Source organism: Embleya sp. NPDC025285 (assembly GCF_055558835.1).
Genome location: NZ_JBVHLU010000032.1, coordinates 58437 through 81691, shown reverse-complemented (window position 1 = coordinate 81691; position 23255 = coordinate 58437). Strand labels below are relative to the sequence as shown.

Sequence of the window (23255 nt, the reverse complement as noted above, 5' to 3'; positions counted from 1 at the left end):
CCCTGCCGGCCCCGCCTCGGGGCCCGACCCGGCGGCAGGGAGTCGCCGCCGGGTCGGGGGTAAGGGGAGTCAGCCTCCGCTGTTGGTCACGCGTAGCGGCTGGTGAGGGATGGTCCGGATCAGGTAGGCGCCGAGCTGCCGGTACAGAGAGGCGGCTTCGTCGCGGGTGATGTCCGGGATAGCGCGCCCGGGGATGTGTATCCGCACCTGTTCGTCGGGATCACCGCTGCTCTCTACGCGCACCGTGTCATCGACCATGTATCCAGCGTGACGTGAGCACAGCGACGGACCGGGTACAGGGTGTACCCGGTCCGTCAAGAGAAGGTAAAGCGATCAGCTCACGCCGATGCGACGCGCCATGCGGTGCACCGGCTCACGCGACGTCAGCAGATCTCGCCGGCGCGCGGTCACGACCATGTCGCGCACCATGGCGTGTGAGTGCACGTACTCCGGTGCCAGTCGGTCGGCCTCCAGCAGAGAGCGCATCGACTCGGCGTCGTCGCGGGCCTGGGCGTGGGCGCGGCCGACGTCGATGAGGTGCCGGGCGCGGCGCTCCGTGGGCAGCACCGACAGGTCCACGCCTCGCGTCGCCTTCAGAGCAGCCCGGCCGTCCCCGAGTTCGAGCCGAGCCGACAGGTTCATCAGTGCGGTATTGGCCGGCCCGAACACCGTGCCATGGTCGTTGCGTTCGCCAGTCCGTTGGGCGGCGCCCTCGGCCTGCCTGATGTGGTCCTCGACGGTCGCCCGGTCCGACCACTGTGCAGCCTGTACCGCCGCGACCAGGTGCATGGTGCCCCACAGGCTCCATGCCGGCATGTTGTTGTCGCTCAGCAGTGCGTCGAGTCGGTCGAGACCCGCCTGTACGATGCCGAGTCCCTCGACCCGGGCGCCCGCCGATACGCACACCTCGGCCTGCGTCCACATCGCGGCGATCTCCAGCAGCGGATCGCCCGCAGCAACGGCTGCGTCAACGGCCTGGCGGGACGCCACGTTCGCCAAGTCGATCTGCCCGAGCCTCTTGACCAGCATGGCGGTGTCGCACAACACCGCCGACAACAGGCCGTGGATCTGCTCGCGTTCGTCGCCGTCGTGGTTGGCAGCTGCTGTCGACGCGTCGTCGATCAGGCCAGGGAGTAGGGCGCCGAGGTCGCCGAAGTGGGCGGCCTGCCGGTGGCGGTGGGCGGTGTATGCGTCGAGACGTAGGTCCGCGAGGGGCCGCGGGTGGCCGGTGGGTTGCCCAAGCTGGTGCCGCAGGAGCGACCGCCGAAGCTGAGGCACTGCGTCGTAGCCGGTGCGCTGGCTGCGGTCATCGCGCGGGGCCACGCCGATGAGTTCGGTGAGGTCGACGCCGAGCCGCTCGGCGATGGCCATCAGTGGGCCGATGCGGTCGAGCTGCCGCCGGCCCAGCTCGACCGACTTGAGCCAGTCGGTGCCGCGGTCGGCGACGCTGGCGAGGTCGGCGCGGGAGATGCCCTCGCGCCGGCGGATGTCGTAGATGCGCTGCCCGATACTGCGGATGTCGTGGTCGTCAGCCACTGTGTCCCCTGCCTGTGCAGTGGGCGTGCCCCCTGTGTGGCGCGGCGGGAGCGGTACCCTGCCAGTGAGATCTGTCACCGCCAGGCTACGCCTGCACGTGGCACCTGCGGCCCTGCTGTCCGGCTCGTCACCGGCGCAGGGCCGTCGCTTGTCTATGTGGCCACAAACTTGCCACCCTGTACATGGGCGCAACGAGAGGCCGGCACCATGCCGCACGAAATACCCGCCTATCAGCGGGTCGCTGCCGATCTGCGTCGGCAGATCCTCGACGGCACCCTGCCGCCCGGGGCGCGGGCCCCCTCGCGCGTCGAGATCGCCGCGATGTACGGCGTGTCCGAGCCGGTCGCTCTGTCGGCGTGGCGGCTGCTGGCCGCCGAGGGCCTGATCGAGGGCAAAGCAGGTTCGGAAGCGTACGTCCGCGAGCAGGCGGAACTCACCAGGCTTGTGCGCCACCCGCGCCCCCACCACGGGCAGGCACCCTGGACCGCCGCAATGGCCCGGCGTGGACAGACAGGCACCTGGTCGGCCCGCTCGGATATCACGACCGCCCAGCCCGACATCGCGTCCCGGCTCCACATCCCGGCTGGCGCCCGGGTGATGCACACCCAGTACGTGTACCGGGCCGACGGCTCGCCGGTGATGCTGGCCCACTCCTACGAACCGCTGGAGATCACGGACGGCTCGCCGGTGATGTTCCCCGAGGCGGGACCGCTGGCGTCCCGCGGCGTGGTTGAGCGGATGGCGGCGATCGGCATCGAGGTGATTGGCTCCGAGGAAGACATCACGGCCAGGCCCGCGCTCGCCGAGGAGGCCGCGCTGCTCGGAGAGCCGACCGGCGCGATGGTGATGGTGGTGCGGCGGGTCTATCACGACACGGCTGGCCGCCCGGTCGAGACCGCAGACGTCCTGTCGCCAGCCGCCCGGTTCAGCCTGGTGTATCGGCTGCCCCTCGAAGGGTGATCACACCAAGGGCCGCCCCGACGATGGTCGGGGCGGCCCTTTTTCGTGCGCCGCACGTGCGCCACGTGCGCCAGATATGCGCCGAGAGCGTCGACATGCTCGACATCCTCGACATGTTTCGGCGGTGCTTACGCCCTGGTCAGAGCGCTGCAACGCGCTGACCTCAGCTTTGGTTCTCGGCCTGGAACATCCAGCTCATCTTCTCGAGATCCGCGGCGATCGTGATGAACAGGTCCTGGCTGACCGGGTCCGGTTCCTCGGTGGCCGCGATCCGCTCGCGCATGCGCTCGATGACCGCGCCGTACACACCGACGAAGTAACCGACCACGTCGGCGTCCTTGATCCAGCCGGAGTCGGGCTGCGGGACACCGCTGCCCGCCGTGATGGTCGCGGCCCGGCCGTCCGGGTTGTACCCGATCGCCGAGGCGCGCTCCGCGACGGTGTCCGCGAAGGCGCGCGCCGAGGCGACCACCTCGTCCAACTGGAGGTGGATCGAACGGAAGCGCGGACCCACCACGTTCCAGTGGGTCTGCTTGGCGACCAGCGAGAGATCTATCAGGTCGACGAGGGCACCCTGAAGCGCCTCGCCGGTGATCTTGCGCGCATCGTCGGACAGGGGGCTCTTGACGACGACCATGGTGCTACGACTCCTCGGGGTTGGTGTCGATTCGACCACCGGGCCGGGGGACCCGGTGTACACGACACCGGATGCCCCGATTCGGGCGAACGATGCTCCCGAGTGGGAAAGACCACACCACCGGTCGTCGAGGTCAGGCCGCCACCACCACACTCACCGCGTTGTCGGCGGAGATCGGGCCCGTGCCCGACGACCGGTCGTTGTTCTGACGTTCCGCGGCGGCGCGCTCGTTCGGCGTGAAGCCGGCGCCGACCGGTTCCAGGACCGGACGCATCGCCTCGGCCGAGGCCAGCTCGGCGAGGGCCAGCTCGTCGCTGACCTCCCGCATGAGCACGGACATGCGCACGTCCAGCGCGTCGCAGATCGCGGCGAGCAGTTCGGACGAGGCTTCCTTTTGGCCGCGCTCGACCTCGGACAGGTAGCCAAGGGATACCCGGGCTGAGGACGACACCTCGCGCAGGGTGCGACCCTGACGCTGGCGCTGGCGCCGCAGCACGTCACCCAGCAGGCGACGGAGCAGGATCATCGGTCGCTCCCTCCTAGGGCGGCTCGGGGGGTCACAGCCCCACCGTACCTGCCCGACCGCGCGGGTGTGCCCGCCTTACGGTCCTGTTCACTCAGGGCGTGGAACCTTGACGGCGGGGGTGTCCAGGGTCCATGGGGTTTCCGGCCCACTCCCACCTCGATTCGCAGCACGTCGTTGCACAGCCTTCCGCGTGTCCCGCGCATTCTTGACCGGAGCGCTCTCCCCGGTCCACCGGGGAGCCCGGTCACCCCGTGCACGACGGGTCCTGCTCGGCCGGCAGCCCCGCCACGACGCACCGGAGCAGATCCAGGACGCGGACCGTGGTCATCTCCCGAATCCTGCTCCGACTGCCCGAGAACAGCAACGAAAGCACGGTTGTTCCCTCGGGTCCGGCCACCGCGATGTGCACGGTGCCCACAGGCTTGCCGTCCTGGGGGTCCGGCCCGGCGACCCCCGTCGTGGCCACCCCGTAGGTACCCGACATCAGGCGCCGCACACCCTCGGCCATCGCCGCCGCCACGTCCGGGTGAACCGCGCCCTCGGCGGCCAGCAGGTCGGCGTCCACGCCGAGCACCGCGGCCTTGACGTCGGTGGCGTACGCGGTGATCGAACCGCGCACGCTCACGGACGCGCCCGGCACCGAGGTCAGTTCGGCGGCGACCAGGCCGCCGGTGAGCGACTCGGCCACCGCGACGGTGGCGCCGCGCTCGCGCAGCAGGTCCAGCACGACGCCGGCCGGCGTGTCGCCCGCCTCGCCGTACACACAGCCCCCGAGCAGTTCGCGGGCCCGCGCCGCGGCGGCGTCGACCGCGTCGGCGCCGCCGGGAGCGGTCGAGGTGAGCTTGACCCTGGTCTGCCCGGCGGTGGCGAGGTAGGCCACCTCGACCGCGCCCACGACCGCGAGTTCCTTCTCCAGCGGCTCCAGCGCCGCGGCGATCACGCCCTCACCGACCGACGCGGTGAGCAACTGGCGCTGGGCCCGGATCGGTGGGTTGCCCGCGCGGCGCAACAGGTCGGGCAGCACCCGGTCCTCGGTCATCGCGATCATCTCGTGCGGCGGGCCGGGCACCGCGTACACCTGCACGTCGCCGATCTCGATAGCCACGCCCGGGGCGCTGCCGTTGGGGTTGGGCAACGAGCGGCCGCCCTCGGGCACGTCCGCCTGCTGCAGGCCGAGCGCGGTGAGGGTACGGTTCAGGCCCTGGTACCGGCGGCGCAGCCAGTCCTCGATCGCCGGTTCCCGGCGCAGCGCCACCCCGGCCACGGCGGCGATCGCCTCGCGCGTGCGGTCGTCGGACGTGGGACCGAGGCCGCCGGAGACCAGTACCGCGTCGGCGCGCCGCACGGCCTGGGTGAGCACGTCGATCATCTCGTCGAGTCCATCGCCCACGGTGGACACGCCGGTGACCCGCAGCCCGGCCGCGGTGAGTCGGCGGCCGAGGGTGACCGCGTTCGTGTTCACCACGTCGCCGACGAGCAACTCGTCCCCCACCGCGACCAGTTCGACCTTCAATTCGCGCATGGTCCCTCTCCCCCCGTGGTCGGGTTCCGTCCCGACGTCAAACCTGTCCGGCGGGCACCGGCGTGCCGCGTCGCAGTCGTACGGCCTTGACGATGTAGTCCAGGCCGGTCACCACGGTGATGATCACCGCGGCCGCCATCACCCAGGCCCGGGTGCTGGCCAGCGGGCCGGTCATGACCAGTGTGTACATGCCGATCGCGACACCCTGGAGCATGGTCTTGGCCTTGCCTCCCCGGCTGGCCGGGATCACGCCGTGGCGGATCACCCAGAAGCGCAGCAAGGTGATGCCGATCTCCCGGGCGAGCACCACGAGGGTGACCCACCACGGCAGGTCGCCGAGCGCGGACAGGCTGATCAGCGCGGCACCCATCAGCGCCTTGTCGGCGATCGGGTCGACCAGTTTGCCGAAGTCGGTGACCAGGTTGTGCATCCGGGCCAGCTTGCCGTCGAAGAGGTCGCTGATGCTGGCCACGGTGAACGCGGCCCAGGCCCAGGCCCGCCACGCGGGATCGTGGCCGCCGTCCTGGAGCAGCAGGACGACGAAGACCGGCACCAGGGCCACCCGCATCATGGTCAGCGCGTTGGCCGCGTTCCACGCGCTCACCGAGGTGGTGGGGTCGCCGAGTCGATCCGGCTTCGGCGGGTGGTTGGCCGCGGCGGCGCGGACCGCCTCGGCCGGACGCCGACGCTGCGGTGCCGGATCGGCCGTCACCGATCGCCCCCGGGCACGATCACGTCGATCGCATCGCCGTGCAGGTCGGCGCCCTCGCTGTCGGTGACCCGGACCCGGACCAGGTCGCCGACCCGCAGGCCCTCGCCGATCACGGTGGTCGAGCCGTCGGTCTCGGGGGCCTGGTGGTGCGCGTGGCCCTCGGCGCTGCCGTCCTCGCCGAGTTCCTCGATCAGCACGATCACCTCGGTGCCGATCCGGTCCTCGGCGCGTTGCGCGACGAGTTCCTCGGCCAGCCGGGAGATCCGCTCCACGCGCGCGGCCACCACATCCGGATCGATCTTGTCGGCGTAGCCCGCCGCCTCGGTGCCGTCCTCGTCCGAGTAGCCGAACACGCCGATCGCGTCGAGTCGGGCGGCGATCAGGAAGCGCTCCAGCTCGTCCACGTCCTCCTCGGTCTCGCCCGGGAAGCCGACGATGAAGTTCGAGCGCGCGCCGGCCTCGGGGGCCTTGGCCCGGGCCTGCTCCAGGAGGGTGGTGAACGCCTCGCGCGAGCCGAAGCGGCGCATCCTGCGCAGCACCGGCTCGGAGGCGTGCTGGAAGGACAGGTCGAAGTAGGGCGCGACGCCGGGCGTGCCGGTGAGCACGTCGATCAGGGTCGGCCGCATCTCGGCAGGCTGGAGGTAGTTGACCCGGACCCGCTCGATGCCCTCGATGGCGGCCAGCTCCGGCAGCAGCGTCTCGAGCAGGCGCAGGTCGCCCAGGTCCTTGCCGTAGGAGGTGGAGTTCTCGCTGACCAGGACGATCTCGCGGACGCCCTGCTCGGCCAGCCAGCGGGCCTCGGCGATCACGTCCGAGGGGCGTCGGGAGAGGAACGAGCCGCGGAAGGAGGGGATCGCGCAGAACGAGCAGCGTCGGTCGCAGCCGGAGGCGAGCTTGAGCGAGGCGACCGGGCCGGAGCCGAGCCGGCGGCGCAGCGCGCGCGGCCCGGAGGCCGGGGCGACGCCTTCCGGCAGGTCTGCGGGTGCGCCGTGTCCGGGCACCGCGACATCGGCGGCCTGGCGCTCGACCGGGGTGATCGGCAGCAGTGCGCGGCGGTCGCGCGGCACGTGCGAGGTGTGCTCGTCGCCCGCGAGGATCGAGCGCAGCCGGGTGGAGATGTCGCCGTAGTCGTCGAAGCCGAGCACCGCGTCCGCCTCGGGCAGGGCGCCCGCGAGCTGGTCGCCGTAGCGCTCGGCCAGACAGCCGACCGCGACGACGGCCTGCGTGCGGCCCTCGCCCTTGAGGTCGGCGGCTTCCAGGACGGTGTCGATCGAGTCCTTCTTGGCGGACTCGACGAAACCGCACGTGTTGACCATCACGACGGACGCGTCCGCGGCGTCCTCGACGAGGGACCAGCCGTCGGCCTCCAGCCGGCCGGCGAGTTCCTCGGAGTCCACCTCGTTGCGGGCGCAGCCGAGGGTGACCAGGGCGACGGTGCGCAGGGCGGAGGGGCTCTCGGCCGGGGCGGCGGGGCTGGTGGTATCGCGGGCGGGCATGCCGGAAAGCCTACGTCAGGCGCGGGCGTGGACCGGACGCAGGGAAGCGTCCGATGGTTCCGGGGAGGTCACGATGGCTCGTCAACGAGGGGAAGCACCCGCCGACGAGGTGGTCCGCGTCGGAGAAGGGTCGGCCGACGCGCTCGTCCGCGTCGGGGAGGGGCGGGCCGATGAGGTGGTCGGCGTCGGGGAAGGTTCGGCCGACGCGCTCGTCCGCATCTGCGGGAGGGGGTCGCCGGGTACGAACGTGTGCTGGGCCACGTCGCCCTCCTCGCCCGCCGGGCCCAGGTCCTTGCCGTTGACGTTCAGTCGCGCGGCGCCGGAGTTGCCGATCTGGAGCTTGAGCTGCTCGGGGTCGGTGAGCGTCTTGGCCTCGCCCTTGTTCAGGATCGTCTCGAAGATCTGCTTGTTCTCGGCGTCGAACGCGCGGATCCAGCTGCGGCCGTCGACGGCGGTGATCGTGACGACCACCTCGGCCGGGAACTCGGGGGTCTTGGTCGACGGCTCGACCGGAGGCGGTGGGGGCGGCGGGGCCGGGGCTACGAGGGCGGTCGTGGTCGGCGCGACCCGCGACGCGGTCTCCTTCTTGTCGTCGTCGGCGCGACCGCCGGCGAGCTGGACGAACGCGAAGATCAGCACGATGACCACCGCGACGCCCATGGCCAGGGTCCAGTTCGGCCGGCGGTACTCGATCGATTTGCGGGGGGAGTCGAAGATCTCGGTCGGGCGGGGAGTGCTGGTGCCGCCGACCGTGTGGTCGTACTCGGCGATCAGCGGATCGGGTTCCAGGCCGGTCGCGCGGGCCAGGGTGCGGATGTGGCCGCGGGCGTAGAAGTCGCCGCCGCACGGTTCGAAGTCGTCCCGTTCGACGCCCTCGATGATGACCTGCCGGATGCGGGTGACCTCACTGAGCCGTTCGACAGTGAGACCGGCCCGCACTCGTGCCTCGGCGAGGCTTTGACCGATCGACACGATTCGCCCCTTATGCGTCATTCATCACGACTGACACCAATCATCACTTAAGTCAGATCATTCACCACGCAACGTGGCCATAACCTGCTCGATTTCATCCGGTTTGATCAACACCTCGCGCGCCTTGGAGCCCTCGCTGGGTCCGACGATGTCCCGGCTCTCCATCAGGTCCATCAGCCGCCCGGCCTTCGCGAAGCCGACCCGCAGCTTGCGCTGGAGCATCGAGGTCGAGCCGAACTGGGTGGAGACCACCAGTTCGACCGCCTGGCAGAGCAGGTCGAGGTCGTCGCCGACCTCCTCGTCCACCTGCTTCTTGCGATCCGGCGCGGCGGTGACCTCCTCGCGGTACTCCGGCTGGAGTTGCTCCTTGCAGTGCCGGGCGACCGCGTCGATCTCCTCCTCGGTGACGTAGGCGCCCTGCATGCGGATCGGCTTGCTCGCGCCCATCGGCAGGAACAGCGCGTCGCCCTTGCCGATCAGCTTCTCCGCGCCGGGCTGGTCCAGGATCACCCGGCTGTCCGCCAGCGAGGAGGTGGCGAACGCGAGTCGGGACGGCACATTGGCCTTGATCAGCCCGGTCACCACGTCGACGCTGGGCCGCTGGGTGGCCAGCACCAGGTGGATGCCCGCCGCGCGGGCGAGCTGGGTGATCCGCACGATCGAGTCCTCGACGTCGCGCGGGGCGACCATCATCAGGTCGGCCAACTCGTCCACGATCACCAGCAGGTACGGGTACGGCTGCGCCTCGCGCTCGCTGCCCGGCGGCATCTTGAGCTTGCCCGCGCGCACCGCGACGTTGAAGTCGTCCACGTGCCGGAAGCCGAAGTTGGCCAGGTCGTCGTAGCGCATGTCCATCTCGCGCACGACCCACTGGAGCGCCTCGGCGGCCTTCTTCGGATTGGTGATGATCGGCGTGATCAGGTGCGGGATGCCCTCGTAGGTGGTCAGTTCGACCCGCTTGGGGTCGACCAGCACCATCCGCACCTCCTCCGGGGTGGCACGCATCATGATCGAGGTGATCAGGCCGTTGATGCAGCTCGACTTGCCCGCGCCGGTGGCGCCCGCGACCAGCAGGTGCGGCATCTTGGCCAGGTTGGCCACCACGTCGTTGCCCTCGACGTCCTTGCCGAGCGCGGCGATCATCGGATGCGCGTCGCCGCTCGCGGTGTCCGAGGCCAGGATGTCGCCCAGGCTGACCATCTCGCGGTCGGTGTTGGGAATCTCGATGCCGACCGCGGACTTGCCCGGGATCGGGCTGATGATCCGCACGTCGGCGCTGGCCACCGCGTACGCGATGTTCTTGGCGAGCGCGGTGATCCGCTCCACCTTGACCGCCGGGCCCAGTTCGATCACGTAGCGGGTCACCGTCGGGCCCCGGGAGAAACCGGTGACCTGCGCGTCCACGTTGAACTGCTCGAACACCTTGGACAGCGCGGCGACCACGTCGTCGTTGGCCTTGCTGCGGGCCTTGGCCGGCGGGCCCTTCTTGAGCAGCGACGGGCCGGGCAGGTGGTAGGTGATGTCGCCGGACAGCCGCAGTTGCTCGCTGCGCGGCGGCGCGGGGGTGTGCGCCGGCGCGTCGGCGGCGCGCGCCCGCAGGTCGGTGACCACCCGGGCGGCGGCGGCTTTGCGCGAGCGCGCGGGCGGTACGACCAGGCCCGCGTCGTTCGCGTCCAGCGCCGCGGCGGCGGCCGCGGCCACGTCGATCGCGTCCGGATGGCCGTCGGCACCGCTGGACCGGCGGCGCGGTCGGGTCCTGCGGACCGGCGCGGCGGCGGGAGGCGCGTCGTCCTCGTCGAACCCGGCGAAGCCGCTCGGGCGCTCGTCCTCATCGAACGGCGCGGGCTCGGGCCCCTCGATGAAGCCCAGGAAGACCCCGAGCCGCTCGGGTACCGCGTTGATCGGCGTGGCGGTCACCACGAGCAGGCCGAACACGATCAGCAGCACGAGAAGCGGCACCGCGACCCACCGGGTCACCAGGTGCACGGGCGGGGTCGCGAAGGCCCAACCGACCAGGCCGCCGGCGTCGCGCATCGCGGCCGCGCCGTCGCCCGGTTGCGGCGTCCCGCAGCCGACGTGGATCAGCCCGAGCACGCTGCACACCAGCGCCGTGCAGCCGATCATGATCCGCCCGGTGGCGTCCTTCTGGTCGGGGTGGCGCATCACCCGTACGCCCAGCGCGCCGACCAGGAACGGCACCAGCAGGTCGAGCCGGCCCACCAGGCCCGCGACGACCGCGTTGACCGCCTCGCCGACCGCGCCGTCGATGGTGCCCCACGCGCCGGCCGCGATCACTATGGCCAGGCCGAGCAGGGCCAGTCCCAGGCCGTCCCGGCGGTGCGCCGGGTCCAGCCCGCGCGCGCCGGAACCGATTCCGCGCGCGGCCGAGCCGAACGCGTGGGCCAGCCCCAGCCACAGTCGCTTGAGCCCCTTCCCGAGCAACGCGGGTACCCCGCCGAGCAGTTTCGGCGGGGGCGGCGGGGGTGGCGCGGGTTTCTTGGCGGCAGCCTTCTTCTTCGCGGCCGTGCGCGGTTGCGCTCCGCCGCCGGACGCACGTGTGGCCATGTTCCGAGGTTACCGGTGGACCCTTCACACCTCATGCGTCCCAGCCCGGAGGGCGCGCGTGTCGGATTCGCACGCCGCTTCCGGACCCGGGGTGGCCCCGAGCCCCGACCGGGCCGTGTGCGGCCCGGTCGGGGCTCGGGATCACCGGGTCAGGCGTCCGCCTCGCCGGTGTCCGGTGCCGGTACCAGCGGCGGGCCGCCGTGCCCGGCCGCGGCCGGGGCGAGGGCGTCGAGCGCGGCGCGCATCCGGGCCACCCGGCGGCGGAGTTGACTTGCCGAGGCGGCCAGGATCGGATCGTCCGCCGACTCGACCTGCTTGGCCATGCCGTCGGCCTGCTCCTCGACCGAGGCCAGCCGCGCGGACAACTCCGCGATCACGTCCGCCCCGGCCCGGTCGCCGCCGGCCACGCCTTCGAGCCGCCCGCGCAGCAACGCGGCCTGCTCGCGCAGTTGGCAGTTCTTCTTGTACAGGTCCACGAACACGGAGACCTTGGCCCGCAGCACCCACGGGTCGAACGGTTTGGAGATGTAGTCGACGGCACCGGCCGCGTATCCGCGGAAGGTGTGGTGCGGACCGTGGTTGATCGCGGTCAGGAAGATGATCGGGATGTCCCGGGTCTTCTCCCGGCGCTTGATGTGCGCGGCCGTCTCGAAACCGTCCATGCCGGGCATCTGGACGTCGAGCAGGATCACCGCGAACTCGTCCGTGAGCAGCGCCTTGAGGGCTTCCTCGCCCGAATGCGCCCGAACCAGGGTCTGGTCCAGCGCGGACAGGATCGCCTCCAGGGCGAGCAGATTCTCCTGACGGTCATCGACCAGGAGGATCTTGGCCTTCTCCGTCATGGCCCACCCTCTTCGATCCGACACGGTGGGTGACCCCGCGTATCGGTCGGCTCCACTCGTCCTTGTGCATCTTTTCGGTTTACGCGGCCCTGAATGACACAGCCTCGATCGACACGGTTTCGCTCGACCCGACCTTCGCCGTGGCCGTCCCGGCGCACACCACACCGGTCGAGCACACGTTCCGGGTGGTGCTCGTCCCGGTCATGGTAGTGGCCAGGCGATCGGCTCGGCAGGTATTCCGACACAGACGACCGCATGGTGTCACCACGCCTCGACCCACGGTCGCGACAACACCGCATCGACCCCTCCGCCCCTTCAACGTCGCTCGGTCCGTTCGGGTTCCATCATGGGGCGCCGGCCGCCCGGGAAGCGAACTAGTGGTCGAGCCAAGTCCGGATGAGTCCCAACAAGTGCCGCGTGTCGACCGGCTTGGCGACGTAGTCGGAGGCCCCGGAGTCGATGCTCTTCTCCTGATCCCCCTTCATCGCCTTCGCCGTCAACGCGATGATCGGCAGCCCGGCGTATTGCGGCATCCGGCGAATCGCCGAAGTCGTGGCGTATCCGTCCATCTCCGGCATCATCACGTCCATCAGCACGATCGCGATGTCGTCGTGCGCCTGGAGCACCTCGATGCCCTCACGGCCGTTCTCCGCGTACAGCACGCTCAGCCCGTACTGCTCCAGCACGCTGGTGAGCGCGAACACGTTGCGCACGTCGTCGTCGACGATCAGCACCCGCTCGCCGTCGAAGGTGCCCTCGAACGGCTCGACCACCGGCTTGGCCGGGACCGGGTGGTCGGGGCGGACCGGGGCGGTGGCGCCGATCACCGCCCGGGTCAGCCCGTCCGGGGTGGAGACCCGCTGGAGCAGCACGATCCGACGTCGATAGCCGCGCAGGCGACCCGACTCGGAGCGGGTCGGCCGGTGCGGGACGTGCACCACGACCGGCAGGTTCTGCAGCTCGGGCCGGGAGGCGACCGCGTCCAGCACCTGCCAGGCCCCCTCGTCGGCCAGCCGCAGGTCCACCACCAGGCACGCGGGCGGCGTCTCGGCGAGCAGCCGGACCGCCTCCCCCTCGTCGCCGGCGGTACTCACCTCGATCGCCCCGTTCATCGCGGCCAGCGCGCCGGCCAGCGGAGCTCCGTCGGACTGCGGGGTCTCCACCACCAGCACCCGGCTCGGGACCGAGTCGCCCTTGTCCTCGTCCACCTCCTCGCCGTCGGCGAGGAGGTCGGGGGCATCGCTCAGCAGCGGGGTGGACGGCGCGGCGGCGGGCAGCGCCGCCCGGTACGGCGTCGGGGCCAGCTCGGTGTGCCGGTCGTGGATCACCTCGTCGCCCGGGACCAGGACGCTGTCCAGCGGGAGGTAGAGGGTGAACGTGCTGCCTCGGCCCGGCATGCTCTCGGCGTGGATCTCACCGCCGAGCAGCCACGCGATCTCCCGGCTGATCGACAGGCCCAGGCCGGTGCCGCCGTAGCGGCGGCTGGTGGTGCCGTCGGCCTGCTGGAACGCCTCGAAGATCACCTTGAGCTTGTCCACCGCGATGCCGATGCCCGTGTCGATCACCGAGAACGCCACCGCGTGTTCGGCGTTGTCCAACTCGGTGTTGGTCAGCGGGATGTCGTCGGTGAGGGTGATCAGCACCTCCACCGAGCCGGAGTCGGTGAACTTGACCGCGTTCGAGAGCAGGTTGCGCAACACCTGTTGCAGGCGCTGCTCGTCGGTGAACAGGATCCCGGGCACCGCGGGCGAGACGTGCACCGTGAAGTCGAGGTTCTTCTCCGAGGTCAGCGGCCGGATGGTCGCCTCGACGTAGTCCATGAGCTGGGCCAGCGCGATCCGCGCCGGCCGCACGTCCATCTTCCCGGCCTGCACCTTGGACAGGTCCAGGATGTCGTTGATCAGTTGCAGCAGGTCGGATCCGGCGCCGTGGATGGTCTCGGCGAACTCGACCTGCTTGCGGGTCAGGTTGCCCTCGACGTTGTCCGCGAGCAGCTTGGCCAGGATCAGCAGGCTGTTCAGCGGGGTGCGCAGCTCGTGCGACATGTTGGCGAGGAACTCGGACTTGTACTTGGAGGACAGCGCGAGTTGCTCGGCCCGCTCCTCCAGCGCCTGCCGGGCCTGTTCGATCTCCCGGTTCTTGATCTCGATGTCCCGGTTCTGCCGGGCGAGCAGCGCCGCCTTGTCCTCCAACTCGGCGTTGGAGTGCCTCAGTTCGCCCTGCTGGCGCTGGAGCTCCTCGGAGCGTTCCTGGAGTTCCTCGGTCAGCCGCTGCGATTCGGCCAGCAACATCTCGGTGCGCGAGTTCGCCATGATCGTGTTGACCGTGACGCCGATCTGCTCGTTGAGCTGCTCCAGGAAGTTGCGGTGCACCTTGGTGAACGGACGGAACGAGGCGAGTTCGAGGACGCCGAGCAGTTGGTCCTCGAACAGCACCGGCAGCACGATCACGTTGGCCGGGGCGGCCTCGCCCAGGCCGGAGGCGATCTTGATGTAGCCGGGAGGCGCGTCCAGGATCAGGATCGAGCGCTTCTCCAGCGCGGCCTGGCCGACCAGGGACTGGCCGAGCCGGAAGCGGGTGGGTACGCCGCCGCCGTCCTGGTAGCCGTAGGAGGCGATCAGCCGCAGCTCGACCACGTCCTCCTGGGTCAGCTCGGCCAGGAAGAACGCGCCGTGCTGGGCGTCGACGACCGGGGTGAGCTCGCTCATGATCAGCGCGGCGACCGCCATCAGGTCGCGGCGACCCTGCATGAGACCGGAGATCCGGGCCAGGTTGGTCTTGAGCCAGTCCTGTTCGCGGTTGGCCCGGGTGGTCTCGCGCAGGTTGTAGATCATCTGGTTGATGTTGTCCTTGAGCTCGTCGAGCTCTCCGGACGCGTCCACCGCGATCTGCAGGGACAGGTCGCCGCGGGTCACCGCGGTCGCCACCTCGGCGATGGCCCGCACCTGACGGGTCAGATTGCCGGCCAACTCGTTGACGTTCTCCGTGAGTTGCTTCCACGTCCCGGAGACGCCCTCGACCTCGGCCTGGCCGCCGAGCATGCCCTCGGTGCCCACCTCGCGGGCCACCCGGGTCACCTCGCCGGCGAACGCCGACAGCTGATCGACCATCGTGTTGATGGTGGTCTTGAGTTCGAGCATCTCGCCGCGCGCGTCCACGTCGATCTTCTGCGACAGGTCGCCGCCCGCGATCGCGGTGGTCACCTTGGCGATGTTGCGGACCTGGCCGGTGAGGTTGTTCGCCATCGAGTTGACGTTGTCGGTCAGGTCCTTCCAGGTACCCGAGACACCGGGGACGTGCGCCTGGCCGCCCAGGATGCCCTCGGTACCCACCTCGCGGGCGACCCGGGTGACCTCGTCGGCGAACGCGCGCAGCGTGTCCACCATCGTGTTGATGGTGCCCGCGAGTCCGGCCATCTCGCCCTTGGCCTCGACCGTGCTCTTCTGCGACAGGTCGCCGTCGGCGACGGCGGTGGCCACCTGGGCGATGTTGCGGACCTGCGACGTCAGGTTGTTGGCCATGACGTTGACGTTGTCGGTCAGGTCCTTCCAGATGCCGGACACCCCGCGCACCCGCGCCTGCCCGCCCAGGCGGCCCTCGGTGCCCACCTCGCGGGCCACCCGGGTCACCTCGTCGGCGAACGCGGAGAGCTGGTCGACCATCGTGTTGACGGTCTCCTTCAGCTCGAGGATCTCGCCCCGGGCATCGACGGTGATCTTCTTGGACAGGTCGCCGGTGGCCACCGCCGTGGTCACGTCGGCGATGCTGCGCACCTGGCCGGTCAGGTTGCCGGCCATCACGTTGACCGACTCGGTGAGGTCCTTCCAGGTGCCGGAGACGCCCTTGACGTCGGCCTGACCGCCGAGCCGACCCTCGGTGCCCACCTCGCGGGCCACCCTGGTCACCTCGTCGGCGAAGCCGGAGAGCTGGTCGACCATGGTGTTCACGGTGTTCTTGAGTTCGAGGATCTCGCCGCGCGCGTCCACGGTGATCTTCTGCGACAGGTCGCCCCGGGCCACCGCCGTGGTGACCTGGCCCAGACTGCGCACCTGTTCGGTGAGGTTTCCGGCCATCGAGTTCACCGAGTAGGTGAGGTCGCGCCAGACGCCGGCCACGCCGAGCACCTGGGCCTGCCCGCCGAGGCGGCCCTCGGTGCCCACCTCGCGCGCCACCCGGGTCACCTCGTCGGCGAACGCGGACAACTGGTCCACCATCGTGTTGACGGTGTTCTTGACCTCGAGGATCTCGCCGCGCGCGTCGACGTCGATCTTCTTGGACAGGTCGCCGCGCGCGACCGCCGTGGTCACCTCGGCGATGTTGCGGACCTGGGCGGTCAGGTTGCCCGCCATGAAGTTCACCGAATCGGTCAGGTCGAGCCAGACGCCGGCGACGCCCGGGACGACCCGGGCCTGACCGCCCAGACGCCCCTCACCGCCCACCTCGCGGGCGACGCGGGTGACCTCCGAGGCGAACGCGGAGAGTTGATCCACCATCGTGTTGACGGTGTTCTTGAGCTCCAGCATCTCGCCGGAGACGTCGACCGTGATCTTCTGTGACAGGTCGCCTCGGGCCACCGCGGTGGAGACCTGGGCGATGTTGCGGACCTGACCGGTCAGGTTGCCGGCCATCACGTTGACCGAGTCGGTCAGGTCCTTCCACGTGCCGGCCACGCCGGACACCTGCGCCTGACCGCCCAGAATGCCCTCGCTGCCCACCTCGCGGGCGACTCGGGTCACCTCCGAGGCGAACGCGGACAACTGGCCGACCATGGTGTTGACGGTGTTCTTGAGCTCCAGCATCTCGCCGGAGACGTCCACGGTGATCTTCTGCGACAGGTCGCCCTGGGCGACCGCCGTGGTCACCCCGGCGATGTCACGCACCTGCGCGGTGAGGTTGAAGAAGGCGGTGTTGACCGAGTCGGTCAGGTCCTTCCAGATGCCCGCGCCGCCGGGTACCTGGGCCTGGCCGCCCAGTCGCCCCTCGAAGCCGACCTCGCGGGCGACCCGGGTCACCTCGGACGCGAACGTGCGCAGCGTGCCGGTCATCGCGTTGATCGTCTCGGCGAGCTGGGCCATCTCGCCGCGCGCGGACACGGTGATGGTCTGCGACAGGTCGCCGTACGCGACCGCCTTGGTCACCTGCGCGATGTCGCGCACCTGGGCGGTGAGGTTGCCGGCCATGATGTTGACCGAGTCGGTGAGGTCCTTCCAGGTCCCGGAGACCCCCTCCACCCGGGCCTGGCCGCCCAGGCGGCCCTCGGTGCCCACCTCGCGGGCCACCCGGGTCACCTCCTGGGCGAAGCCGGAGAGCTGGTCGACCATCGTGTTGACGGTCTCCTTCAGCTCCAGCATCTCGCCGGCCACCTCGACGGTGACCGTGCGGGAGAGGTCGCCCTTGGCCACCGCGGTGGTCACCAGCGCGATGTCGCGCACCTGGAGGGTCAACCGGCTGGCCATCGTGTTGACCGAGTCGGTGAGGTCCTTCCAACTGCCGGACACTCCGCGCACCCGGGCCTGGCCGCCGAGCTTGCCCTCGGTGCCCACCTCGCGGGCCACCCGGGTGACCTCGTCGGCGAACGCGCTGAGCTGGTCCACCAGACCGTTGGCGGTACGGCCCATGCGCAGGAACTCGCCCCGCAGCGGCTGCTCGGCGATCCGCAGGTCCATCCGCTGGGACAGATCGCCCTCGGCGACCGCGGCCAGCACCCGGCCGACCTCGACCGTCGGCCGGACCAGGTCCTCCACGAGGGCGTTCGCCGCGTCGATGCTGGTCGCCCACGCGCCCTCGCCCGGTCCGGGGTCCAGCCGCTCGGTGAGTTTGCCCTCACGGCCGACCACCCTGCGGACCCGGGCCAGCTCACCGGCCAGGTGCTGGTTGCGCTCGACCATGTCGTTGAACACGACGGCGATCTCGGACATGATCCCGTCGCCGGAGACCGTCAGGCGCTTGCGGAAGTTGCCGTCGCGGACGCCGGTCAGCGCCGCCAGCAGACGACGCAGATCCTGCTCGTCGTGCCGGCTCCGGGCGGCCGTCGTCCGTGCCTGCCCTGGGGAAGCCTTCGCCATCTCGCATTTCCTCCGCCGGACCGATTCGCCGCGACCGCTCGTGCTCCCGGCCGCTTGCCATCGACAGTCTTTCACTCACAGGGTTGAGAGCAGAGGCGGTCCGGGAGGATGGTGCTTGTCAACCGGAAAGTGTGGGCTCGAAAGGCTCGCTTCGGCCGGAAGTTCTGTCGGAATCGTGACGGATCCGTCACTGTTTGGAAGGGGTCCGCCCGATCGTCCGAAACCGATAGGGTGCGAATCTGCCGGACTGTGGAGCCGGATTCGTCACCGCAGCCGCCGTTCGTCGCAGATGCGGGAGTGTATGGATCAGGGAACGAGCATGCTCATCACTGCCCGGATGAGCGCTGCCTTCGCACCCGAGGGCAGGTCCGTGGCGGCCGCGCGCTCGTTCGTCCGCAAGACGCTCAGCGACTGGGACGCCGGCGACGTCGTGGACGACGCCGTGCTGCTGACCAGTGAGTTGGTCACCAATGCGATCGTGCACGCGGGTACCTCGGCCGAGGTCTCGTGCGTGCGCTACGACGGCGGCGTGCAGATCGAGGTCACCGACCACTACCCCAGCCGCGAGCTGCCCGAGCCCGCCACCGGTTTCGACGACGGCGACGAAAGCGGGCGCGGCCTGTTCCTGTCCGCGTCGTTGGCCTCGGCGTGGGGCGTCGAGTACGCCAAGAACGTCAAGCGCGTCTGGTTCCGGCTCGAACTGCCCGACCCGGTCTCGGCGACCAGCTCGGCGGGGCCGCTGCTGCCGGCCAACGCGCTGCCCGACGCCACGGTGCCGGTCGGCGTGGCCGTGCTGCACGCGGACGCCTCGCGCAAGGTGACGCACTGGAGCACCGAGGCCGCCGAGCTGTTCGGCCTCACCGACGACGAGGCGATCGGCATGGCGCTGAACGACCTGGTCGCGTGGCCGCAGACGCCCGGTACCGAGCTGACCCTGGACGAGATGCTGGAGCTGTCCCGCTGGCAGGGCGGCTACGACATCCGCGCCGCGAACGGGGTCGCCTCCCGGGTGTTCGCGTCCCATGTGCGGCTGCGCGACGCGGGCGGCGATCCGGCCCTGGTCGCCCTGCTGGTGCCCGCCCAGGCGCGGGCCGTGCTGGAGCACCGGGACGGCTCCCGCGGTCGCGCGGGCGGTGCGGTGCCGGTGGACAACGAGTGGGACGGCATCGACGGGCTGAGCCGGCTGGGTCTGGAGGACCTGCTGCAACGCGCCGTCGAACGGGCCCGTGACCTGCTCGACGCGGACGCCGCGTTCGTCCTGCTGGCCACCGACGACGAGAGCGAGATGGAGGTGCGCGCCACCACCGGCCTGGCCGGCGCCGCGCATCGGTTGTCCCGGGTGCCGGTGGAGACCTCGGTGGGCCGCTACGGCTCGGCCCGGATGCCCGCGGTGCACGAGGACCTGGAGGCCGGGCCCGACGCGGTGCCGATCCTGCAGGACACCCGGATGCGCTCGGCGGTGACCGTCCCGCTCAAGGTCGAGGGCCGGCTGACCGGCACCCTCGGCGTCGCCTCCGAGTCCGCCGCGCGCTTCGACAACGACGACGCGGCCCGGCTCCAGCGCGCCGCCGACCGGGTCTCGCTGACCGTGGAGAGCGCCCGGCTGTCCGAGCTCGAACGTGTCCGCCGGGGCTCGCTGTCCTTCCTAGCCGAGGCGTCCGACCTGCTCGCGGGCACCCTGGACCCGGAAATGACGTTGGCGATGATCGCCCAGATCGTGGTGCCCCGGCTCGGCACGTGGTGCGCGGTCCACACCGGCGAGTCGCACGCGCCGGTGCTGAGCGTGGTGTGGCACGCCGACGAGATGCGGATCGACGACCTGCGCGCGCTGCTCGACCGGGCGGAGCCGCCGCGCGCCCAGCCCACCCCGGGCGCGCGCCGCTGGCTGGGCCTGCGGCACCTGGACCCGGAGGTCGTCCGCGAGCACGCCGACCTGGTCACCGGCGAGGCGGTCACCCTGCCGCTGGTCGCCCGCGGCCGGGGCATCGGCATGCTGACCTTCGGCATCCTGGCCGGCGACCGCTTCCGCCGGGACACCCTGGAACTGGCCGAGGACCTGTCCCGGCGCGCCGCGCTGGCGATGGACAACGCCCGGCTGTACTCCGAGCGGAATTCGACCAGCCAGGCCCTGCAGCGCAGCCTGCTACCGCCGGAGCTGCCCAAGATCCCGGGGGTCGACGTCGAGGTGGTCTACCAGGCCTCCGGCGAGGGCAACGAGGTCGGCGGCGACTTCTACGACCTGTTCACCATCGGCGGCGACAAATGGGGCTTCGCGATCGGCGACGTGTGCGGAACCGGTCCCGAGGCGGCCGCGGTCACCGGGCTGGCCCGCCAGGCCCTGCGGCTGCTGACCCGCGAGGGGCTGTCGGTACCGGCCGTCCTGCAGCGGCTGAACACCGCGATCCTGGAGGAGGGACCGCGCAGCCGGTTCCTGACCCTGCTGCACGGCCACATCACCCACCGCGAGAGCGGCGGCATCCGGCTGAGCCTGGTCTCCGCGGGACACCCGCTCCCGCTGCGGCTGCGCCCCGACGGCACGGTCACCTCGGTGGCCACGCCACAACCACTGCTGGGCGTGCTGGACGAGGTCGATCTGGTCCTGGAGACGGTGGACCTGGACCCGGGCGACGTCCTGGTCTGCGTCACCGACGGCGTCACCGAACGCCGCGAGGGCACTCGCATGCTCGGCGACGACGGCCTGGCCGAGGTGCTCTCCGGCTGCACCGGACTGACCGCGGGCGCGGTCGCGACCCGAATCCACCGCGCCGTCGAACAGTTCGCCGAGGAACAGGCCCGGGACGACATGGCCATCCTGGTCATGCGCGTCTCCGGCGAGGACTGACCGGGACGAACACCCCGACGCCCCGACAAACCGTGCTGCCCCGGCCGCCGGCCGCTCGCTCGAGGGGCCGGGAGCCGGCGGCCCCGACGCCTGTCTTCGATCCCGCCTCGGGCTCCGCGGCGGGACCGGAGCGAGGCGCCCGACGGGCGGTCTCCGAGCGTCGGCGTACCGGAGAAGCGCCCGCATCGTGGTTGCGTTCGGGTGTTTTCCGGGCGGCGAGCGCAGCGCGGAGCCCGAGGGCGGATGTGCTGCCGGACGTGGTGGGGCTCGGCGAGAGATCGAAGACAGGCCCGGGGCCACCGGATCCCGACGGGTTCGTCGGCGCCGGGCTCAGCTGGTGTTCGGAGCGAAGCGGCCCGTCGACCAGCGTTGTTCGTCCTCCTGCCAGGTGTCGGTGACACGAAGGCCCGCGGCTCTCGCGACGCCGGCGGAGGCGAGGTTGGCCGGGTGGATGTGCGCGCGGACCTCCTCGACGCCGTGCGCGCGCAACCAGGTCACCCACGCGACCACCGCCTCCTTGGCGATGCCCAGGCCCTGCCACGCTCCACCCACGACCCAGGCCGCCTCGGCGACCGGACCGGGGCCGACCGTGGCCTGGACCGTGCCCACCAGGCGCTCCCCCGCGCGCAGCCGGATCACCCGGTTCAACCAGACCACCTCGGGATCGGGCGAACCTTTCGCCCAGCGCTCGTACCGAGCCCGCAGCTCATCCGGATCCTCCGGTGCACCGCCGATGAAGGTGTGCAGCGCCGGATCACCGAGCACCGCGGCCATCTCCTCGGCGTGATCGACCTCGACCGGGATCAGGTCCAGCCGACCGGTGCGCACCCACGCGGTCTCGTTCACGTTCATCGCCGCAGCATGCCGGCGCTCACGCGGCGATGTCGCCGGCGTTTCCCCGCACGCGCAGCCGCAACTCGGACCCGATCCGGGCGACCGTGGCCGCCGGGTCCCGGCGCGCCTGCGCCGTCGGGCACTCCAGCACCAGCCAGCCCTGCCCGGCGACGCTCCGGTGCCGTGCCCGCACCCACTGCCGATCCGCCGTCAACTCCACCCCGACCCGCGCCGCGGGCCAGGCCAGCGCGAAGCGGCCGATGATCCGGCCGAACGCCGAGCGGAGCTCCCACCCCACCTCGACCGGCGGCAACCCCGCGCCGAGCAGCGCCAGCCGCAGTCGGGTCTCGTCCTCGCTCGCGCTGCGCCCGTCGGCCAGCCGCACCGCCTCGGCGAGCCGGTAGCGCCCCGGATGACCGGCGTAGCGTCCGAGCAGCCCGGCCGACGCGCCGGCCGGGATGAGACCGGCCCGCAGGAAGCCGTCGAGCACCACCACGCCGGTGTCCCGATCCGAGGTCCGGACCAGGTCCGCCGCCGTCCTGATCGGCGAGGTGACCGGGATCCCGCCCGGCCACACCACCTCCCCGGCCGCCAGCGCCATGACCCGGGCCCGGCAGCCGTGCCGGCGGGGCAGAGCCGCCCCCACCGGCACGACCACCTCGATCGGTGCCGTGCGCCGAGCCTCGTCCCGGGGATCCGCCGGAACGCGCACGCCGTGCAACCACGCTGCGGTGCGCCCACAGACCACGGCCCCGCGGGGCAGCACCATGACCGCGGCCCGGGCCCGCACCTCCAACGTGTCGACGACGTGCGCGCCGACGTAGACCCCGTGTATGACCCGACGCACGTCGCCGTCGCGCACCAGGCGCCGGACGACCGACCGGCCGATGCCGTGGCGGGCCGCGACGGCGAGGGTGAAGGGTCGGGACAGCAGGGCGGAAAGGTCGGTCGGCGTCATGCGGGTCAGTGTGCGCGCGTCCCCTCCGCGCGTGCCGCCCGTCGTCCACAGCCCCCGGGATGAGTGTGACCATCACACCCGGCCTGTGCACGGCGCGTGGCCCGAACCGCCCCCACGGCCCGGCCCCCGGCCGACCCGCGACGCCCCTTCGCCCCGCCTCCCGGCTTCACCCGCCCTCTCAGCCGATCCCGATCGCCGGTTCCGCCGCCTTGCCGCATCCCTTCTTCGCGCGGTAGAGCACCTTCCAGGTGGCCGCGTCCGTGACCCCCGACGGATCGAGGCCGCTGCACTTCTGCACCCACCGGACCCCGTCCGCGGTGGCCGCGTCGAACACGCCGCTCACCGGCAGGTCCCCGGGGGCACCGGACCTCGTGTCGACCAGGCACTGCACCTGGGCGACCGCGTCGTCCCGATCCCCTTCACGCAACTCCGGCCGGTTGTCCTTGGCCACGTGATCGCAGCGCGAGGCGGCCGCCGCCGGCGACCCGGGGCCCGTCATCCCCGTGCCCAGACCCAACGCCGCGCACGAGGTCAGCGCGATCGCCGCGACCCGCCCCCGACGCCGCAGCCCGGGCCGGGCCGAGGGCGGCCGGGGCGCCGGGATCGGCGGGGTCTGCGGGGTCGGCGGCTCCGCACCCCGTCGCGGTCCGCCGCAGCGCCGGTTCCGCTGTACCGCGTTCATCTCTGCTCCTGACTGCCGATCCTGTCGACCGTGTCGACCTGTCCTGAGCCCGAAGGACCGAGTGCCCTCCGAACACGACCGACGTTAGGAGCCGGCATCAGCGGCA

Annotated in this window: 16 protein-coding genes; 2 read left to right on the top strand and 14 right to left on the bottom strand. The window is 71.4% G+C overall.

Going from position 1 to position 23255, the window contains the following annotated elements; genetic code table 11:
- Nucleotides 1-69: 69 nt before the first annotated feature.
- Nucleotides 70-258, bottom strand: coding sequence for a hypothetical protein (locus ACZ4FV_RS22585; protein ID WP_465323134.1), 189 nt, complete (start codon nt 256-258; stop codon nt 70-72).
- A 75-nt stretch (nt 259-333) separates the two neighbouring features.
- Nucleotides 334-1536 carry a helix-turn-helix domain-containing protein gene (locus ACZ4FV_RS22580; protein ID WP_465323133.1) on the bottom strand — a complete coding sequence of 401 codons (1203 nt, stop codon included), beginning with the start codon at nt 1534-1536 and terminating at the stop codon, nt 334-336.
- A gap of 207 nt (nt 1537-1743) precedes the next feature.
- Between ACZ4FV_RS22580 and ACZ4FV_RS22575 the strand changes: the two genes are divergently transcribed.
- Complete coding sequence (locus ACZ4FV_RS22575; protein ID WP_465323131.1) at nt 1744-2496, top strand: GntR family transcriptional regulator; 753 nt, start codon at nt 1744-1746, stop codon at nt 2494-2496.
- A gap of 163 nt (nt 2497-2659) precedes the next feature.
- On the opposite strand, the gene ACZ4FV_RS22570 is transcribed toward ACZ4FV_RS22575, so the two are convergent.
- The 9 genes from ACZ4FV_RS22570 to ACZ4FV_RS22530 form a co-directional block, all read right to left on the bottom strand.
- Nucleotides 2660-3133 (bottom strand): Dps family protein, encoded by a 474-nt coding sequence (locus ACZ4FV_RS22570; RefSeq protein WP_465323130.1) that lies wholly within the window; start codon nt 3131-3133, stop codon nt 2660-2662.
- Between the two features lie 133 nt (nt 3134-3266).
- On the bottom strand, nt 3267-3659 hold the full coding sequence (locus ACZ4FV_RS22565; protein WP_395862211.1) for a helix-turn-helix domain-containing protein: 393 nt from the start codon (nt 3657-3659) through the stop codon (nt 3267-3269).
- A gap of 244 nt (nt 3660-3903) precedes the next feature.
- Nucleotides 3904-5181 (bottom strand): CinA family nicotinamide mononucleotide deamidase-related protein, encoded by a 1278-nt coding sequence (locus ACZ4FV_RS22560; RefSeq protein ID WP_402231855.1) that lies wholly within the window; start codon nt 5179-5181, stop codon nt 3904-3906.
- Between the two features lie 37 nt (nt 5182-5218).
- Complete coding sequence (gene pgsA / locus ACZ4FV_RS22555) at nt 5219-5893, bottom strand: CDP-diacylglycerol--glycerol-3-phosphate 3-phosphatidyltransferase (RefSeq protein WP_395862207.1); 675 nt, start codon at nt 5891-5893, stop codon at nt 5219-5221.
- The gene (rimO, locus tag ACZ4FV_RS22550) at nt 5890-7389 is read right to left on the bottom strand and encodes a 30S ribosomal protein S12 methylthiotransferase RimO (RefSeq protein ID WP_395862204.1); all 1500 of its coding nucleotides are present in this window, start codon (nt 7387-7389) and stop codon (nt 5890-5892) included. The genes pgsA and rimO overlap by 4 nt, the downstream gene beginning before the upstream one ends.
- Nucleotides 7390-7470: 81 nt before the next feature.
- A complete protein-coding gene (locus tag ACZ4FV_RS22545) occupies nt 7471-8361 on the bottom strand; it encodes a helix-turn-helix domain-containing protein (protein ID WP_465323129.1) in 891 nt (296 codons plus the stop codon).
- 57 nt (nt 8362-8418) lie between these two features.
- Nucleotides 8419-10926 (bottom strand): DNA translocase FtsK, encoded by a 2508-nt coding sequence (locus ACZ4FV_RS22540; protein ID WP_395862200.1) that lies wholly within the window; start codon nt 10924-10926, stop codon nt 8419-8421.
- Nucleotides 10927-11075: 149 nt separating this feature from the next.
- Nucleotides 11076-11768 carry a response regulator gene (locus ACZ4FV_RS22535; RefSeq protein ID WP_395862198.1) on the bottom strand — a complete coding sequence of 231 codons (693 nt, stop codon included), beginning with the start codon at nt 11766-11768 and terminating at the stop codon, nt 11076-11078.
- 374 nt (nt 11769-12142) lie between these two features.
- Nucleotides 12143-17833: a HAMP domain-containing protein gene (locus ACZ4FV_RS22530; RefSeq protein ID WP_395862196.1), complete on the bottom strand. Its 5691-nt coding sequence runs from the start codon at nt 17831-17833 to the stop codon at nt 12143-12145.
- Nucleotides 17834-18152: 319 nt separating this feature from the next.
- Between ACZ4FV_RS22530 and ACZ4FV_RS22525 the strand changes: the two genes are divergently transcribed.
- Complete coding sequence (locus ACZ4FV_RS22525; protein ID WP_402231860.1) at nt 18153-20675, top strand: SpoIIE family protein phosphatase; 2523 nt, start codon at nt 18153-18155, stop codon at nt 20673-20675.
- Nucleotides 20676-21005: 330 nt separating this feature from the next.
- On the opposite strand, the gene ACZ4FV_RS22520 is transcribed toward ACZ4FV_RS22525, so the two are convergent.
- From ACZ4FV_RS22520 to ACZ4FV_RS22510, 3 genes are all read right to left on the bottom strand, one after another.
- The gene (locus ACZ4FV_RS22520; RefSeq protein WP_402231862.1) at nt 21006-21527 is read right to left on the bottom strand and encodes a GNAT family N-acetyltransferase; all 522 of its coding nucleotides are present in this window, start codon (nt 21525-21527) and stop codon (nt 21006-21008) included.
- Nucleotides 21528-21546: 19 nt separating this feature from the next.
- Entirely contained in the window at nt 21547-22467 is a 921-nt protein-coding gene (locus ACZ4FV_RS22515; protein WP_402231864.1) for a type IV toxin-antitoxin system AbiEi family antitoxin domain-containing protein, read from the bottom strand.
- Between the two features lie 178 nt (nt 22468-22645).
- The gene (locus ACZ4FV_RS22510; protein ID WP_402231866.1) at nt 22646-23149 is read right to left on the bottom strand and encodes a peptidoglycan-binding domain-containing protein; all 504 of its coding nucleotides are present in this window, start codon (nt 23147-23149) and stop codon (nt 22646-22648) included.
- Nucleotides 23150-23255 lie beyond the last annotated feature (106 nt).

What these genes read in the sequence shown, in the direction of transcription:
- ACZ4FV_RS22575 (WP_465323131.1), top strand. Translation starts at nt 1,744, where the DNA reads ATGCCGCACGAAATACCCGCCTATCAGCGGGTCGCTGCCGATCTGCGT.
- ACZ4FV_RS22585 (WP_465323134.1), bottom strand. Translation starts at nt 258, where the DNA reads ATGGTCGATGACACGGTGCGCGTAGAGAGCAGCGGTGATCCCGACGAA.
- ACZ4FV_RS22560 (WP_402231855.1), bottom strand. Translation starts at nt 5,181, where the DNA reads ATGCGCGAATTGAAGGTCGAACTGGTCGCGGTGGGGGACGAGTTGCTC.
- ACZ4FV_RS22510 (WP_402231866.1), bottom strand. Translation starts at nt 23,149, where the DNA reads ATGAACGCGGTACAGCGGAACCGGCGCTGCGGCGGACCGCGACGGGGT.
- ACZ4FV_RS22525 (WP_402231860.1), top strand. Translation starts at nt 18,153, where the DNA reads ATGCTCATCACTGCCCGGATGAGCGCTGCCTTCGCACCCGAGGGCAGG.
- ACZ4FV_RS22535 (WP_395862198.1), bottom strand. Translation starts at nt 11,768, where the DNA reads ATGACGGAGAAGGCCAAGATCCTCCTGGTCGATGACCGTCAGGAGAAT.
- ACZ4FV_RS22570 (WP_465323130.1), bottom strand. Translation starts at nt 3,133, where the DNA reads ATGGTCGTCGTCAAGAGCCCCCTGTCCGACGATGCGCGCAAGATCACC.
- ACZ4FV_RS22565 (WP_395862211.1), bottom strand. Translation starts at nt 3,659, where the DNA reads ATGATCCTGCTCCGTCGCCTGCTGGGTGACGTGCTGCGGCGCCAGCGC.
- rimO (WP_395862204.1), bottom strand. Translation starts at nt 7,389, where the DNA reads ATGCCCGCCCGCGATACCACCAGCCCCGCCGCCCCGGCCGAGAGCCCC.
- ACZ4FV_RS22540 (WP_395862200.1), bottom strand. Translation starts at nt 10,926, where the DNA reads ATGGCCACACGTGCGTCCGGCGGCGGAGCGCAACCGCGCACGGCCGCG.
- ACZ4FV_RS22530 (WP_395862196.1), bottom strand. Translation starts at nt 17,833, where the DNA reads ATGGCGAAGGCTTCCCCAGGGCAGGCACGGACGACGGCCGCCCGGAGC.
- ACZ4FV_RS22515 (WP_402231864.1), bottom strand. Translation starts at nt 22,467, where the DNA reads ATGACGCCGACCGACCTTTCCGCCCTGCTGTCCCGACCCTTCACCCTC.
- ACZ4FV_RS22520 (WP_402231862.1), bottom strand. Translation starts at nt 21,527, where the DNA reads ATGAACGTGAACGAGACCGCGTGGGTGCGCACCGGTCGGCTGGACCTG.